Below are 15,923 nucleotides of genomic sequence, written 5' to 3' on the forward strand. Positions count from 1 at the left end.
TAAGCGACAGCAACAAATGTTTTATCTGTGCGAAAGCGAAGCGACAGCAACAAATGTTTTATCTGTGCGAAAGCGAAGCGACAGCAACAAATGTTTTCTGTAGCGAAAGCAAAGCGACAGCTACAAAGCGCCCAGCCGGAACGGAAATCAATCTCACGTTATAGTAATAAGTCTAACGATGCAAAAGCCCAATTTTTTATACTCAGGAAACGTTCATAGTAAATTTTAAGATGCCACTCTATAATGGGTGGTTTTTCACATTAAAAGCAACAAATAAGTGATTAAATTAGGATAATTGTTAAAGTTAGTAGTCAATTGCTGAAGATTGCGTTATGATAAATACCGTTAAATCAACGTTTTGAAAGTGTGTGAATATTAATGGAAGTTAATACAATCTATTTAGACAACAGTGCAACAACAAAACCTTTAAATGAGGTTATGCAAGCATTTATGGCAGTGAATGAGCAGTATTATGCCAATCCTGCTTCCATTCATGCAATGGGTGTTGAATCAAACGAATTGTTAATGCGTGCACGTGAGCAAGTAGCAGATATTTTGCAGACAGAAGCAAAAAATGTGCTATTTACATCAGGTGGTACTGAATCCAATAATACGGCTATATTTGGTTTAGCACGTAGCAATACACATAAAGGAAATCATATTTTAACAACTGAAATTGAACATCCATCTGTTTTAGAATCTGTTAAGCAACTTGAGCAAGAAGGTTTTGATGTTGAATACTTGCAAGCAGATAAAAATGGAGTTATTTCTTTAGAGGAGCTTCGTACAAAAGTGCGCAAGGATACCATTTTAGTAAGTATGATGCATGTAAATAATGAAATGGGTGCTATCCAACCAATTTTTGAAGCTGCAAAAATTATTCATGAATCAAGTCGCGCAGCTTTTCATGTGGATGCTGTACAAAGCTTTGGAAAGTTACCGATATCATTTAACGATGACGAGGGACCAGACTGTATTTCAATTTCTGGTCATAAAATTCATGGCTTTAAAGGTTCAGGTGTATTAGCATTTCGTAAAAAAATGAAATGGCAACCGTATGCACTTGGCGGAGGGCAGGAGTTTGGTTTGCGTAGTGGAACAGTAGCTGTACCGCAAGCAGTAGCCTTATCCAAAGCAGCCCGAATGGCAGTAGAAACGATGAATGATCGTGCAAAAAAATATCGTCAATGGAATGAAGAAATATGCACGCAATTACGTGGATATGGAGATGCAGTGCATATTTTATCAACCCCACAAGGTGCGGCACATATTTTATCTTTTAGTATTCGCGACTTAAAAGGTGAAGTCATTATTAATGCATTGCAAAAACGCAATGTAATTGTATCGACATCGAGTGCTTGTTCATCGAAACAGACAAAAACAAGCCATGTTGTTGAAGCTCTAAATATTGATGAGCACTTTAAAAAGGGTGTTATTCGTTTAAGTTTTGGCGCGCATGTAACAAATGAAGATATAGTAAAGTTTAAACAAGTATTAGATGAAGTATTGATGGAACTTAAAGGAGAATTTTAAATCATGATTTGGAAAGAAATTTTAATTCGATATGGAGAGCTTTCTACAAAAGGTCGCAACAAGATGGATTTTATTCGTCGTCTACGAGAGAACATTCGTCATGCGTTTGCGGATTTAGGACATTTACACATTCGTACAGAGCGCGATCGTATGTTTATCGCCATTCAAAATGAAACACAAATGGACGTACTATTAAAAGGATTACCTAAAATTTTTGGTATCCAATCATTTAGTCCTGTGGCAGCATGTGAAAAAGACATGGAGGCCATGAAAAAACTTGCCATCACAATTATGGATACATTTAAAAATGAGCAGCTTACTTTTAAAGTAGAAGTAAAACGCACTGATAAAACATTTCCGTTAGAATCACATGCTATTCAACGCGAAATTGGTGGTTATGTTTTACCACAATATCAAAATTTATCAGTAAAGGTGAAACAGCCTGATATCGAACTTCGTGTAGAAGTGCGTCATGACGCAACATATATGATGGCACAAGTTATTCCTGGTGCAGGTGGAATGCCTGTAGGTTCGAATGGTAAATCTTTATTAATGCTTTCTGGTGGTATAGATAGTCCTGTTGCTGGTTATTTAATGATGAAACGTGGAGTGCGCTTAGAAGCGATCCACTTCTTTAGTCCACCTTATACAAGCCAAAATTCATTGGAAAAAGTAAAGGTGCTTGCTAATGAATTAACGAAATTTGGCGCTAGTATACGTTTACATGTTATTCCTTTCACTGAAATCCAAGTTCTTATTAAAGAAAAAGTACCTTCTAATGTTTCGATGACAACAACTCGTCGTATGATGTTAAAAGTTGCTGACAAAGTACGTGAAGAAATCGGTGCATTAGCAATTGTTACAGGTGAAAGTCTTGGACAAGTAGCGAGTCAAACTCTTGAAAGCCTAACAGCTATTAATGCCGTAACGAACACACCAATTTTACGTCCATTAATCTCATCAGATAAATTAGAAATTATCGATATTGCAGAGAAAATAGGCACATACGAAACGTCTATCCAACCATTTGAAGACTGCTGTACAATTTTTACTCCAGCAAGTCCAAAAACAAAGCCAAAGCTTGAAAAGGTTGAGCATTACGAAAGCTTCTCGGATTTTGATGAACTAATTGAACGAGCAGTGAAAAACCGTGAAGTCTATATTTTCCCGAAAAAAGAGCAAGAAGCCGATAAATTTGCAGATCTTTTATAGAAGAAACTGCGATTTCTTAAGCTAACGAGCCGACTCAAAAATCTTGAGTCGGTTTTTTTGTTCATTTCCTTTGCAGGTACAATTTACCGATAAAATTTTTGTATTAAAAATCTAATAACGCACATTCTATATTCACAAGGAGGTGAGACACATGGCAAACACAAATCGCAGTTCAAACCAGCTTGCAGTACCTGGCGTACAACAAGCGCTTGATCAAATGAAATACGAAATTGCACAAGAATTTGGTGTTCAATTAGGAGCTGACGCTTCAGCTCGTGCTAACGGTTCCGTTGGCGGTGAAATCACTAAACGTCTTGTACAAATGGCAGAATCTCAATTAAAAGGCATGCCAAACAACCAATAATTGCTTAATAAGCAATTATAAAATTAAAACCAGTGACCGTAAAAGGCACTGGTTTTAGTTTGTTTAAATTTTTATTTTTTTATCCCGTATTAACGGGAGTAATTTATCTGTATGAATAGAGAAGCGTCAGGCTATCCCATTTCAGTTCAACGAGAGCAAAGAAATACGTGGGGTTAACTGCCTGTAAAAACCCATTGGTGAAAGACCTCCACTGATTAAAGTTTCACTTTATCCTACAAATGATTTAAATGTAGAGACTGTATTTGAAATATCCTCACTTTGGCAAATTGCAGAAATAACTGCTATTCCATCCGCACCTGCTTTAAATACCGTAGGAGCATTCGAACAGTTTATGCCTCCGATTGCAACGATTGGGAGCTCCGGATATTGAATCCGAACTTGCTGTAAAAAATCAGTTCCACTAGGTGGATTGGCGTCACTTTTAGAAGTGGTTGAAAAAATCGGACCAATTCCTACATAATCAGCACCATACTGTAGAGCAGTTTGTAATTCAGTATGTGAATGAACAGAAACACCTAAAATCATAGGGCCAATTTTTTTACGTACCATCGACACAGGAGAATCCTTTTGTCCAATATGAACACCATCAGCTCTAAGTTTTATTGCTAACTCAACATCATCGTTGACAATAAACGGAACATTATACTGCCGACAGAGCTTTTGACATTTCCGAGCAAAATCTTCATAGGCTTGCCCAGTTAGTGTATTCGATCCTTTTTCACGATATTGAAACATAGTAATTCCAGATTGTAGAGCTTTCTCTAAAACGTTTAATGGATCTTGTTTGAAAACATTACCTGTACCCATTATAAAATATAGCTGTAGATCTTTACGTTTCATGAATAATCACCTCGCAGGAATCCTTCAAGTTTTGATAAGCAAAATGATTTGTAGGACCATGGCCATTACCAATAGATAAATCATGAGTTATTGCTAATTGAATAAATTTTTTAGCTTCCTCAATCGCTTTTTCTAAAGGTAGTCCACGACCAAGAAAAGCAGTTAATGCAGCCGAAAAAGTACAGCCTGTACCATGCGTATTTTTTGTTGCAATACGAGTGGACTGCATGGAAAATGACCGACCATCTTGGAAAAATACATAATCAGTAGCATAACATTTATCCTCTAAATGACCTCCTTTAATAATGACGCATTGAACGCCCATTTGTAATAAGACTTGAGCTGCTTCTTTAATATCAGCTAAAGAATTGATGGTCCTTCCAGAAAGGGTTTCTGCCTCAGGAATGTTCGGTGTTATGACTGTTGCTAAAGGTAGCAAACAACTGCGTAAAGCCTCAATTGCTTCTTGCTGTAATAAACTTTCTCCACCTTTTGCTATCATGACAGGATCGACAATAAGCGGAATATTTATTTCAGCTAAAATTTGTGCAATTGATTGGATTATTTCAGAGGAAAACAGCATTCCGGTTTTAACGGCGCTTATTGAAAAATCCTCGACTAGCGCTTGAAGTTGTTTCTCAACAAAACTAACTTCAATTGGAAATACATCCGATACACCAAGTGTATTCTGAGCAGTTAAAGCTGTAATAACAGACGTTCCAAACACTTTTAATTCCTGAAATGTTTTTAAATCAGCCTGTATTCCTGCACCGCCACCACTATCAGAACCAGCAATTGTCATTACAATATTCATCATTGTTCACCATCCTTGGAAATACGATGTAGTTCATTCAATACTGCAATTTGAAAATCGCCAATGTATGGAGTAGAAGAAGCGGCTTGCTCTGCCACTTTTTTATAAAGTGATAACGTTTCTACCAATTGATCAAATGGTTTATTTCCTGCGACGTAGGATGCACAACAAATTGCACTCAATAAGCAACCTGTTCCAGTAACTTCTGTCATTTGGGAATTTCCACCTGTAACCCATTGCTGGTGTTCACCATCAGTAATAAAATCCTTTTCACCGGTCACAATAACAATACAATCGTAGAGTTGAGCTACTTTTTGTGCCTCAACTTCTAAAGAAATGGAACCACTACCACTATCTACACCTTTTTGTTGCCATTCTATATCGGCTATAGCTGCAAGCTCTCCGGTATTACAACGAATTGCCGCAAAATTTATTTCCTCGAGTAATTGTTGTACCGTTTGTTTCCGGTAAGTCGTTGCACCTGCAGCAACGGGATCTAAAACAACGGGAATGCCAAGAGTATTTGCTTTTTTTCCAGCAAGTAACATTGATTCTTTCATTCGTTCATTAAGGGTACCGATATTGATCAATAATCCTGAGGCAATTGCGACCATTTCTTCAACTTCATGACTGTCATCAGCCATAACTGGAGAAGCGCCTATTGCTAATAAGCCATTTGCTTGAAAATTAGCCACAACATAATTAGTAATGCAATGAATAAGTGGATTTTGTTTACGGATAGTATGAAATACCATTTTTAGTCCTCCTTGTTGGATGGACGTAAGCGTGCAAAAAAGGCTCTTTTTCGTGTAAAAAAACACGCAAAAGAGCCTTTCATCAGTAAATAGATGTATATTGCTCCCTACGTCAGTATTAACTAACAGGTTCAAAGGGTCAGGTTTTACCTTCTCAACTCTAAATGAGTCCCCCTGCAATCATGCTTTTAGTTGTCCAAAATGTACCATATTATTCGTTCGTGTTCAATAGGGAGTTTTTATCTGTGCGAAAGCGAAGCGACAGTACCCATTACACCAAGATGAAATTGATAGAAGCAATACGTGACTGATGCCATATAGCAGAGCATGATAGTTGTCACGACTTTAATGAATTAGAGCGAATTCCATTGAAAATGATAAAAATTGAGTTTTATAATGAGCGTAACAAAAGGGGGCACTTGCCATGAAAAGAGAAGATTTAATCGCACCAGAATGGTATAACATTTCTGAGGAAATTGAAAAATATGCACAGGATTCTACGAAAAATGCATTAGTAGTTTATAACGAAAATGAAGAAATTCAATATATAACATATACAGCTTTACTTGAAAAGGCGAATCAGGCAGCACATGTATTTACATCTCAAGGTTTAAAAAAAGGTGATGTTATTTTAGTCATGGTGCCGAGATCAGTTGAAGCGTATATCGTCTATATTGCTGCCTTAAAGGCAGGTTTAACCATTATACCTAGCTCAGAAATGCTGAGAACGAAGGATATTGAATATCGAATCAATCATGCCAATGCAAAAGGTGTTATTGCATTTGAGCCTTATATTGAGCAGTTCGATAATGTGGGGAATTTACAAGAAATACAGCAATTTGTCATTGGTCATGCACATGGATCTTGGCAAGCATTGCTTGAAAAAATGGAAAACCAACCAACAACCTATATTAGTTCTACACCAACTAAGAGTACAGACATTGCATTTTTAGCATATACGAGTGGTACAACAGGCAATCCGAAGGCAGCGGTACATACACATGGCTGGGGCTACGCGCACTTACGAACTACTGCACCAAACTGGTTAGGTGTCCAAGAAGGTGATATGGTTTGGGCTACAGCGGCTCCTGGTTGGCAAAAATGGATTTGGAGTCCGTTCCTTGCTACTCTAGGAAGTGGTGCAACAGCATTTGTTTACAAAGGTCACTTCGATGCGGCAACATACCTTGCACTGCTTGAAAAATTCAATATTAATATTCTGTGCTGCACGCCAACCGAATATCGATTTATGGCGAGCCTTGAAAATTTACGAGATTTCAATTTAAGTACAATACGTCAGGCTGTGTCAGCGGGTGAACCTTTAAATAGTGAAGTGATAAAAATATTTTCCGATGCCTTTAACTTACAAGTACGAGATGGTTATGGACAAACAGAGAATACATTACTTGTTGGTACAATGGTTGGGATGGAAGCTAAAATGGGCTCAATGGGAACACCTACTCCAGGTAATACTGTTGAAATTATCAATGATCTTGGAAATCCTGTTGCAATCGGAGAAGTTGGAGATATTGCTGTACACTGTGAAACACCCGCATTATTTAAAAAATATTTAAACGATCCGGAGCGTACAAATTTACAATTTAGAGGTGAATGGTACATTACCGGAGATCGTGCATATAAAGATGAAGATGGCTATTTTTGGTTTGAAGGACGTGGGGATGATGTCATTATATCGTCTGGCTATACGATTGGCCCATTTGAGGTAGAAGATGCGTTATTGAAACATCCGGCAGTAAAAGAAACTGCCGTTGTCGCAAGTCCAGATGCAGTTCGTGGAAATGTAGTAAAGGCATTTGTTGTACTATCTGATGGAGAAGTTGGAGATGAAGCGCTTATTAAAAAACTACAAAGCCATGTAAAAACATTAACAGCCCCTTATAAATATCCTCGTGCAATTGAGTTTGTTACTGAGCTACCGAAGACTGCATCAGGCAAAATTCGTCGTGTCGAATTACGAGAACAAGAAAAAGCCTATTCTATTATTCATCATTAATTTCCTAGGAAATAATGTCGAAAATCAAAGTTCCTGCTTTGTTTATGAACTTTGATTTTTTTTTATTATTAGATAATGTAGTATAGGTTGAATAGGTTAAATAGGTTAAAGCTTTTGCAAAGTATTGGCTAACTGCCGAAAGTTGGGAATTATATTTGTTAAAACGTGTGACTTGTATATAAGTTAATTGGAATCTTGACACTCCTTAGGGATTAACGTCATAGATTTAGACCATGGAGTGTGCCAAGTAGAGGAGACGAAGGCTAAAAGTATCACATTCTGTGAAAACGCTGCGCTTTCGCACAAAAAACTCTTTTGCACAGAGAGTCTAGTCGGAACAGAAATCAACCCATGTTATGGTGATAAGCCATATTATTGCAATAAGTATGAAACAAATTAGAATATCTATCGTATAACGTATGAGGAGGCGGAAAGACATGAATGTTAAAAGGTGGACTGCTTTAATAATTGCTAGTGTATTATTAGTATTCTCTTTAGGGATCAACACTATTTTTGCAATATTTAAATCGGATTTCTTCAGCAATTTTGATGGCTGGGTGGCTGGAAATGACTTAACGGTAATGGAAGAGGTTAAAGAAGGTGGCGATATGGATAAACGTATTGCATACTTAAAGGTTGATGGTACGATTCAAGATGTTGGCTCAAGTACATTATGGCAACCAGTTTCTTATGATCATCAATTTTTCTTAGATCAATTAGATAATATTTTATATGATGATACTGTAGAAGGTATCGTCTTAAGTGTTAATTCACCAGGTGGCGGAGTAAAGGAATCAGCTGAGATATATAAGAAACTCATGGAAGTTAAGGAAGAACGACAAATTCCAATCTATGTATCTATGGATTCGATGGCAGCTTCAGGTGGTTATTACATTTCAGCACCTGCAGATAAAATATTTGCGCAACGTGATACAATTACAGGTTCAATTGGTGTCATTATGCAGTCTATTAATTATCAGGCTCTAGCAGAGAAAGTTGGTATTAAATATGAAACGTTTAAATCTGGTGAACATAAAGATATGCTTAGTCCAATGCGTGAAGTGACACCGGAAGAGCGTGCTATGATGCAAGACATGATTAATGAAACTTATCAGGAATTCGTTCATATTGTTGCCAAAGGGCGTAATATGTCTGAAGCCAATGTGAAAAAAGTTGCCGATGGACGAATTCTTAGTGGTAAGAAGGCTCTTGAAGCGGGCTTAGTAGATGAGATTGGCGATGAGGAAGCAACAATTGCTGCGCTGCGTAAAGACTTTGGTTTAGAGGACGCAGAATTATTCGAGTATTCATATGATGAGGGTGGCTGGCAATCATATGTTGGGATGAAGATTGGTTCAATCTTTGGTCCTTCAGCAGAGGAAAAAATGCTGACGAAAATTATGGCAGATTATAAAGCACCAAAAATGATGTACTTATATGGCGAAAACTAAGGAGGGAGTACAATGACAAACAATGAAATTGTTATGCAAGGTTCACCCTCTATGGAGAATGCCCTCCTAATAGATAAGCCAATTATAGATAAAAATTATGCCTTAAAAACAGCAGGCTTTTGGATACGTTTTTGGGCATTTTTATTAGATGGGTTCGTTATTACAGCTATAGGTGGAATTCTCGTTAACCCAATTTTTTATTTAATGGATTGGTCATTATCTGAAACAGTATGGTATGCACCAATTTCGATTATATCCGCTATTCTTTATTACAGTTATTTCGTATTAATGACGAAATTTTTTGGGCAAACATTAGGGAAAATGATATTTGGGTTACGTGTTATTTCATTAAAGCATGAGAAGCTGACTTGGTCAGATGTGTTATTCCGTGACTGGGTAGGGCGTATTATCAACAGCGTTTTTATGCCACTTTATATTCTTGTAGCCATTTTACCGAACAATCAAGGTCTACATGATTTTTTCGCGGATACAACAGTCGTTCATGAAAAAACTTATATTGAAAAAGATGTTGTGCAACAGTCTTTGCCAATCAAAGAAGAAAAGACTGAATCTGTACCTCAAGAGGAAAAACCAGAAACTGAAAAGCTAGAGAAACATAACGAAGAATAATGGTTAGAGCTGTCTCATTACGGTGAGACAGCTCTTTATATGTTTAGTTCGTTGAAAAATAGCCCCAAAAGTCCGTGTGGAAATCAGCCTGTATTATGGTGATAAGCTTGGGTAATGATTCACCCTTAATCAAATATGGCAGAACAGGTTCGAAAAAATTCTTTTAATACTATTTTGATGAGCTGTCTCAGTTGCAATTAATTCCCTCCATTTAGTAATATTATGTACATATGAAGATTAGGAGGCGTTTATATGGCACAAGTAACATTTAAAAATGGCCCAGTAACACTTGTAGGTAACGAAGTAAAAGTTGGAGACAAAGCACCAGACTTTACTGTATTAGCGAATGATCTATCACCTGTTACACTAAAAGATTCAGAGGGGAAAATTCGTTTATTTAGCGTTGTACCATCATTAGATACTGGTGTTTGTGATGCACAAACACGTCGTTTTAATGAAGAAGCAGCAAACTTAGGTGACAATGTAGTTATCTATACGGTATCTGTTGACCTTCCATTTGCTCAAAAACGTTGGTGTGGTGCAGCGGGCATTGATGCTGTTCAAACAGTTTCAGATCACCGTGACCTTTCATTTGGTGAAGCATATGGTGTCTACATCCAAGAATTACGCCTTCTAACGCGTGCGGTGTTTGTTGTGGATGCAAATGACAAAGTGACATATGTGGAATATGTTCCTGAAGCAACAGACCATCCAAACTACGAAGCAGCAATTGCAGCTGTCAAAGCACTAGCATAATTTATTGATTTTAGGCTAAGATATTACTAGACAAAGGGGCTGTGACAAGTTTTTGTCACGGCTCTTTTCTGCGTGAAAGGAAGTTATGTATGGAAAATATCGAAAAGTTATTTGGTATGCTAAATGAACATGCTGAAAAGATAGAAAAAGAACATAATATTACATTATTAGAGGGTATTCTAGATGGCCTAGAGGCATGGCTAGATGGGGAAGTTGATTTTTCACAAGAAGGGGCTACAAAGGAAGATGTGCGCAAAGCGATTCAAATTGCTGTTTTAAAGGGGATGAGAAAAGGATCCCAGCCGAATCACCAAATGACACCTGATACTCTTGGATTACTAGTTGGTTATTTTGTGGAGCAATTATTTGCAGAGCGTATAGAAACAGAAAAAATTTCTGTTTTAGATCCAGCGGTAGGTACAGGGAATTTACTATTAACAGTTATGAATTTATTAGACGGAAAAATAGAAGCAACAGGTGTTGAGGTTGATGAGCTACTTATTCGTATAGCTGCTGCTACAGCTGATTTGACAGAGCAGACAGTTTCCTTATTCCGTCAAGATGCTTTACAAGACCTATTAGTAAATCCTGCAGATGCTGTTGTTTGTGATTTACCGGTCGGATATTATCCGAATGAAGATGTCGCATTAGATTATGAACTATGCGCTTCAGAAGGAATGAGTTATGCACATCACTTATTTATTGAGCAGTCCATTAACTACACAAAGGATGGAGGCTACTTATTTTTCCTTGCGCCAACCCATCTCTTTGAATCTGAGCAGTCGAAACAACTGCATAAATACATTCAAAAGCATGCTTGGATTCAAGCGATTATTCAATTGCCAGATACAATGTTCGCTAATAAAGCACTTGAAAAGAGCATTGTCATTTTGCAAAAGCAAGGTGCGGATTTCAAAGCTCCAAAAGAGGTGCTGTTAGCAAAAGTACCAAATATGCAAAATAAACAAGCGCTTGCTATGTTCTTTGAAAAAGTGAAGATGTGGCAAGAAGGGAAATAAGCAAAAAAGAGGCTGGGGCAAAACTGGTCAAAAACCTTAAAAAGCGTGAGAAATCAATTTTAGAAATATTGAATTCTCGCGCTTTTCTAATGTGAAATTTTTTAATTTTGCTTTAAAAAATATACTTATATCCCAACCCTTCGTTTTGCTGAAGAGCCATACTTTATTTAATAGGAACTTTAATATCAATAGTTTTTCAACAATAAGAAAAAGGTATCCGAAATTGGATACCTTTTATGTAAGACAAAATTAATTTTCAGGTGTACGGATAACAAGTACGTCACATTGAGCTGAACGTACAATTGCTTCAGAAACTGAACCGATTAGGAAGCGTTCTACTGCATTTAGGCCAGTTGCACCACAGATGATTAAGTCTGCGTCTACAATTTTAGAAAGCTCTTTTGTAATGATATTTTTTGGTGAGCCGTATTCAATTACAAGGTTAACATTTGTTAAGCCTTCTTCTTCAGCTTGTTTTTTGTAACCATTTAATAGCTCTTCAGAGAATGCTTGAGCACGCTCAGCAATTGAACGGTCGTATGCTTCGATTGCAGCGAATGAACGTGTATCAATAACATTTACTAAGTTTAATACAGCACCTTCGTTACGTTTTGCTACGTCAATCGATTTACGGAAAGCGTATTCAGCTTCCTTTGAACCGTCTACTGCAACTACAATGCTTTTATATTTATTAGCCATTTTGAATTACCTCCCTGATTTGTATATGTTGATTATACCAAATGATTTTCTAAAGGAAATACTTTCCGAAAGAAAAAATGTGAAAAAGTAAAGGCATTTAATTCACAACAAAATAAATATTACTATTTACAAGCATATTTTTTGTTACTTACGTGACATTCCCCAGGAAGCCTCTACTGATTAATGGGATTGAAATATTTATCATTATTAGAATATTAGAAATTTTATCTATTATTATTTTAATTAAAGCATTTTTTGTTTATGTTTGGTAATATGGAAGTGCAAGGGGTGCATCAATACATCGAAGAGTATGTAACAAAATGTGCTTATTTTTTAGGTAATGGAAGGGGATAGGGAAGATGAAGATTGGTATTCCAAAAGAGATTAAAAACAATGAAAATCGTGTAGCCATGACACCAGCTGGGGTTGTTACATTAACAAATGCTGGGCATGAAGTGTACATTGAAACTGGAGCAGGTTTAGGTTCAAGCTTCACAGATGCAGATTACGTTGCTGCAGGTGCTCATATTGTTGAGGCGGCAAAAGAAGCATGGGCGCAAGAAATGATCATGAAAGTAAAAGAACCTGTAGCATCAGAATACGATTACTTCTATGAAGGTCAAATCTTATTTACTTATTTACATTTAGCGCCAGAGCTTGAATTAACGCAGGCACTTTTAAATAAAAAAGTTGTAGGTATTGCATATGAAACGGTGCAATTAGGAAATGGTTCTTTACCTCTTTTAACACCAATGAGTGAAGTTGCAGGTAAAATGGCAACACAAATTGGGGCACAATTCTTAGAGAAAAATCATGAAGGTAAAGGTATTTTACTAGGCGGCGTATCAGGTGTACCACGCGGTAAAGTTACAGTGATCGGTGGTGGTATAGCTGGAACAAATGCGGCGAAAGTAGCTGTCGGAATGGGTGCTGATGTAACGGTTATTGATTTAAGCCCAGAGCGTTTACGTCAATTAGAAGATTTATTTGGTCGTGATGTTCAAACATTAATGTCCAATCCTTATAATATTGCAGAATCAGTGAAAAACTCAGATCTAGTAGTTGGGGCAGTTTTAATTCCTGGAGCAAAAGCACCAAAGCTTGTTTCCGAGGAAATGATTCAGTCAATGCAACCAGGTTCTGTCGTAGTCGATATTGCTATTGACCAAGGCGGTATTTTTGAGTCATCTGATCGAGTGACGACTCATGATGACCCAACTTATGTTAAACATGGAGTTGTGCATTATGCAGTAGCAAATATGCCAGGAGCTGTACCACGTACTTCAACAATTGCTTTAACAAATAATACTATTCCTTATGCACTTCAAATTGCTAATAAGGGTTATAGACAAGCATGTGTTGAAAACGCTGCGTTGAAAAAAGGTGTTAATACTATAGAGGGACATCTTGTTTACAAAGCTGTTGCAGATTCTCAAGGTTTGCCATATGTAAATGTTGATGAATTAATTCAATAAGTAACATAACAAAAGGAAGCACCATGTTTGGTTGCTTCCTTTTGTTATGTTGAAAGACTATTAAAGTGTCCTATTAAGGTATGGATCTTCTGCAAAATGAGGGGATGTCGATAAAAATCAGAAGTTGGGTGATAAAACGTGAAAGTTAATCGATAAAATTCAAAAGTTGGGCGATAAAACGTGAAAGTGTTCCGATAAAACTCAAAAGTTGGATGACATATTGTTAAAACGTATATCATGTGGAACGGAAATCAACACCTCGTTTTGACGAAGAAGCATACTTTATACTAAAAAAGGAAGCACCGTGTTGGTTGCTTCCTTTTCCTTAAATAGAATTACAGTACAATCAAGTCTTTTGGGAATTTTGTTAGTACTTCTACTCCGTCTTTTGTAACGACTACATCATCTTCAATACGGACACCAGTTACATCAGATTTATAGATACCTGGTTCAATTGTGAAGACCATGCCTTCTTCCATAGTCATTTCATTTGCGCCTGTAACAGATGGGAATTCATGTACAGAAATGCCAAGTCCATGACCAAGACGATGTGTGAAGTATTCGCCATAACCTGCTTCAGTGATAGTATCACGGGCAATTTTATCTAAATCCATTGCGCGAACATCTGGTTTGACTGCTGCAATTGCATTTGTGTTAGCAGATAGTACTGTGTTGTAGATTTCCTTTTGTGCCTCACTAGGTTCACCAAAGGCAACCGTACGTGTAATGTCAGAGCAATAACCGTCGAAGATTACGCCAAGGTCGAATAATATCATATCGCCTTTTGCTATTTTTCTAGCACCTGGTTTACCGTGTGGAGAGGCCGTTTTTGGACCGCTCAAAACCATTGTTTCAAAGGACATCTTGCAGCCTTTATCCTGAATAGCACTTTCTATCGCTGTTAAGATTTCCATTTCTGTTTTGCCTTCAGCGATTTCTTTACAGCCGATTTCAATAGCATAGTCAGCTAGTTCTGCAGCTTTACGTAATTTTTCTAATTCATTTTCATCTTTAATTACACGCATAGCATTGATTTTTTCGTCGAGACGGACAAAACTTGCCTGCGGGAATGATTGTTGTAGGGCTTCTAAACGCTCAACAATAAGCTGAGCTTTTTCAATAGCAAACGTTTGTGGGTTAACATTACGAGCTTTTATCGCTTGTGCAAGAACGTCCATTGAATTTTCAGTATCTTGGTGACCGATGACCTCATAAGACCAACCTGCTTCTTTAGCATCTGGTATTTCCATTTTTGGGCAAATTAAAAAAGGTTCTGCTTCTTTAAAAATCATCACACCTAGTAATCTCTCATGTGGATTACTTTTAAATCCTGAAACGTAAAAAACATTGTCTGGTGTCGTTACGAAAGCGGCATCAATTTGGTTTTGTTGTAAATAATTTTGAATTTCTTTAACCTTTGACATAAACTGTTCCTCCTCTAATTGCAATGAAAAAATTTTCACGTGCTTGGCTAAATTTATAGCCAACCCGGCATGGGGCTTTGACCGAATGAAAGATTGTTTCCTAACTAGGTATAGCTTTGTTAGAAAGAATCTATTATTCTCTGTACAAGCATATCAAAAAAAGGGAAAAATCGCATGGATAGCGAATAAAAATGATGTAGCACAATATGTACTGCTGGGAGGAAACTTATATGGAGATTAGTTATCATGGACATTCTGTTGTCAAAATACAATCAAATGGGAAAACAATATTGATAGATCCATTCATTAATGGAAATGGGCAAACCGATTTAAAGGTTGCTGATGAAGCACCAGATATTATTTTACTAACACATGGCCATAATGATCATGTCGGTGATACAGTAGAACTTGCAAAGAAAAAAGATGCACTCGTCATTGCACCGAATGAGCTAGCCAACTGGATATCTTGGCAAGGGGTGAAGGCGCATCCAATGCATATAGGGGGAGCCAAGGAATTTGATTTTGGTAAAGTGAAGTTTACTCAAGCGTTCCACGGGTCGTCATATGTAACAGAAAATAATGAAATTATATATATGGGAATGCCTGCTGGTATTTTATTATTTATCGAAGGATTAACAATTTATCATGCAGGGGATACAGCTTTGTTTAGTGATATGAAATTAATTGGAGAACGTCATCCTATTGATATTGCGTTTTTACCAATTGGTGACAATTTCACAATGGGACCAGAAGATGCGGCTTGTGCAGTTTCATTTTTGAAGCCGAAAATTGTCGTACCAATTCATTACAATACATTCCCTCCAATCGAGCAGGATCCACAAATTTTTGCAGATTTAGTGCAAAATGCAGAGGTTCAAATTTTAAAAGCGGGTGAAAAAGTAAACTGTTCCTAATC

Annotated in this window: 15 protein-coding genes and 1 riboswitch; of the genes, 10 read left to right on the forward strand and 5 right to left on the reverse strand. The window is 37.1% G+C overall.

What is annotated here, in order from left to right; all coding sequences use genetic code 11:
- Nucleotides 1–378 precede the first annotated feature (378 nt).
- From ACFVT8_RS00810 to ACFVT8_RS00820, 3 genes are all read left to right on the forward strand, one after another.
- A complete protein-coding gene (locus tag ACFVT8_RS00810; RefSeq protein ID WP_387082378.1) occupies nucleotides 379–1,533 on the forward strand; it encodes a cysteine desulfurase family protein in 1,155 nt (384 codons plus the stop codon).
- A gap of 3 nt (nucleotides 1,534–1,536) precedes the next feature.
- The gene (gene thiI / locus ACFVT8_RS00815) at nucleotides 1,537–2,745 is read left to right on the forward strand and encodes a tRNA uracil 4-sulfurtransferase ThiI (protein WP_323655207.1); all 1,209 of its coding nucleotides are present in this window, start codon (nucleotides 1,537–1,539) and stop codon (nucleotides 2,743–2,745) included.
- Between the two features lie 151 nt (nucleotides 2,746–2,896).
- Entirely contained in the window at nucleotides 2,897–3,109 is a 213-nt protein-coding gene (locus ACFVT8_RS00820; protein WP_387082377.1) for an alpha/beta-type small acid-soluble spore protein, read from the forward strand.
- Nucleotides 3,110–3,337: 228 nt separating this feature from the next.
- Here ACFVT8_RS00820 and thiE read toward each other — a convergent pair whose 3' ends face one another.
- The 3 genes from thiE to thiM are packed head-to-tail and all read right to left on the reverse strand — an operon-like array spanning nucleotide 3,338 to nucleotide 5,539.
- Nucleotides 3,338–3,970 (reverse strand): thiamine phosphate synthase, encoded by a 633-nt coding sequence (gene thiE, locus ACFVT8_RS00825; protein ID WP_387082376.1) that lies wholly within the window; start codon nucleotides 3,968–3,970, stop codon nucleotides 3,338–3,340.
- Nucleotides 3,960–4,784 (reverse strand): bifunctional hydroxymethylpyrimidine kinase/phosphomethylpyrimidine kinase, encoded by an 825-nt coding sequence (gene thiD, locus ACFVT8_RS00830; protein WP_387082559.1) that lies wholly within the window; start codon nucleotides 4,782–4,784, stop codon nucleotides 3,960–3,962. The genes thiE and thiD overlap by 11 nt, the downstream gene beginning before the upstream one ends.
- Nucleotides 4,784–5,539, reverse strand: coding sequence for a hydroxyethylthiazole kinase (thiM, locus tag ACFVT8_RS00835; protein WP_387082375.1), 756 nt, complete (start codon nucleotides 5,537–5,539; stop codon nucleotides 4,784–4,786). Before thiM ends, thiD begins: the two co-directional genes overlap by 1 nt.
- 87 nt (nucleotides 5,540–5,626) lie before the next feature.
- Nucleotides 5,627–5,725, reverse strand: a riboswitch (TPP riboswitch).
- A gap of 238 nt (nucleotides 5,726–5,963) precedes the next feature.
- On the opposite strand from thiM, the gene mbcS reads away from it, so the two are divergent.
- From mbcS to ACFVT8_RS00860, 5 genes are all read left to right on the forward strand, one after another.
- Nucleotides 5,964–7,553, forward strand: coding sequence for an acyl-CoA synthetase MbcS (gene mbcS, locus ACFVT8_RS00840; protein ID WP_387082374.1), 1,590 nt, complete (start codon nucleotides 5,964–5,966; stop codon nucleotides 7,551–7,553).
- A 437-nt stretch (nucleotides 7,554–7,990) separates the two neighbouring features.
- A complete protein-coding gene (gene sppA / locus ACFVT8_RS00845) occupies nucleotides 7,991–9,004 on the forward strand; it encodes a signal peptide peptidase SppA (RefSeq protein ID WP_387082373.1) in 1,014 nt (337 codons plus the stop codon).
- Between the two features lie 12 nt (nucleotides 9,005–9,016).
- Nucleotides 9,017–9,634: an RDD family protein gene (locus ACFVT8_RS00850; protein ID WP_387082372.1), complete on the forward strand. Its 618-nt coding sequence runs from the start codon at nucleotides 9,017–9,019 to the stop codon at nucleotides 9,632–9,634.
- 252 nt (nucleotides 9,635–9,886) lie between these two features.
- Nucleotides 9,887–10,390 carry a thiol peroxidase gene (gene tpx / locus ACFVT8_RS00855; RefSeq protein ID WP_337989065.1) on the forward strand — a complete coding sequence of 168 codons (504 nt, stop codon included), beginning with the start codon at nucleotides 9,887–9,889 and terminating at the stop codon, nucleotides 10,388–10,390.
- 89 nt (nucleotides 10,391–10,479) lie between these two features.
- Nucleotides 10,480–11,409: a class I SAM-dependent methyltransferase gene (locus ACFVT8_RS00860; protein ID WP_387082371.1), complete on the forward strand. Its 930-nt coding sequence runs from the start codon at nucleotides 10,480–10,482 to the stop codon at nucleotides 11,407–11,409.
- 249 nt (nucleotides 11,410–11,658) lie between these two features.
- Here the strand turns inward: ACFVT8_RS00860 and ACFVT8_RS00865 are convergent, their stop codons facing one another.
- Nucleotides 11,659–12,108: a universal stress protein gene (locus tag ACFVT8_RS00865; protein WP_387082370.1), complete on the reverse strand. Its 450-nt coding sequence runs from the start codon at nucleotides 12,106–12,108 to the stop codon at nucleotides 11,659–11,661.
- A gap of 359 nt (nucleotides 12,109–12,467) precedes the next feature.
- On the opposite strand from ACFVT8_RS00865, the gene ald reads away from it, so the two are divergent.
- Nucleotides 12,468–13,583 (forward strand): alanine dehydrogenase, encoded by a 1,116-nt coding sequence (gene ald / locus ACFVT8_RS00870; protein WP_387082369.1) that lies wholly within the window; start codon nucleotides 12,468–12,470, stop codon nucleotides 13,581–13,583.
- A 335-nt stretch (nucleotides 13,584–13,918) separates the two neighbouring features.
- Here the strand turns inward: ald and ACFVT8_RS00875 are convergent, their stop codons facing one another.
- The gene (locus ACFVT8_RS00875; RefSeq protein WP_387082368.1) at nucleotides 13,919–15,007 is read right to left on the reverse strand and encodes a M24 family metallopeptidase; all 1,089 of its coding nucleotides are present in this window, start codon (nucleotides 15,005–15,007) and stop codon (nucleotides 13,919–13,921) included.
- Between the two features lie 230 nt (nucleotides 15,008–15,237).
- Between ACFVT8_RS00875 and ACFVT8_RS00880 the strand changes: the two genes are divergently transcribed.
- Nucleotides 15,238–15,921: a metal-dependent hydrolase gene (locus tag ACFVT8_RS00880; RefSeq protein ID WP_387082367.1), complete on the forward strand. Its 684-nt coding sequence runs from the start codon at nucleotides 15,238–15,240 to the stop codon at nucleotides 15,919–15,921.
- Nucleotides 15,922–15,923 lie beyond the last annotated feature (2 nt).

The organism is Lysinibacillus sp. NPDC058147 (assembly GCF_042884205.1).
GTDB lineage: Bacteria > Bacillota > Bacilli > Bacillales_A > Planococcaceae > Lysinibacillus.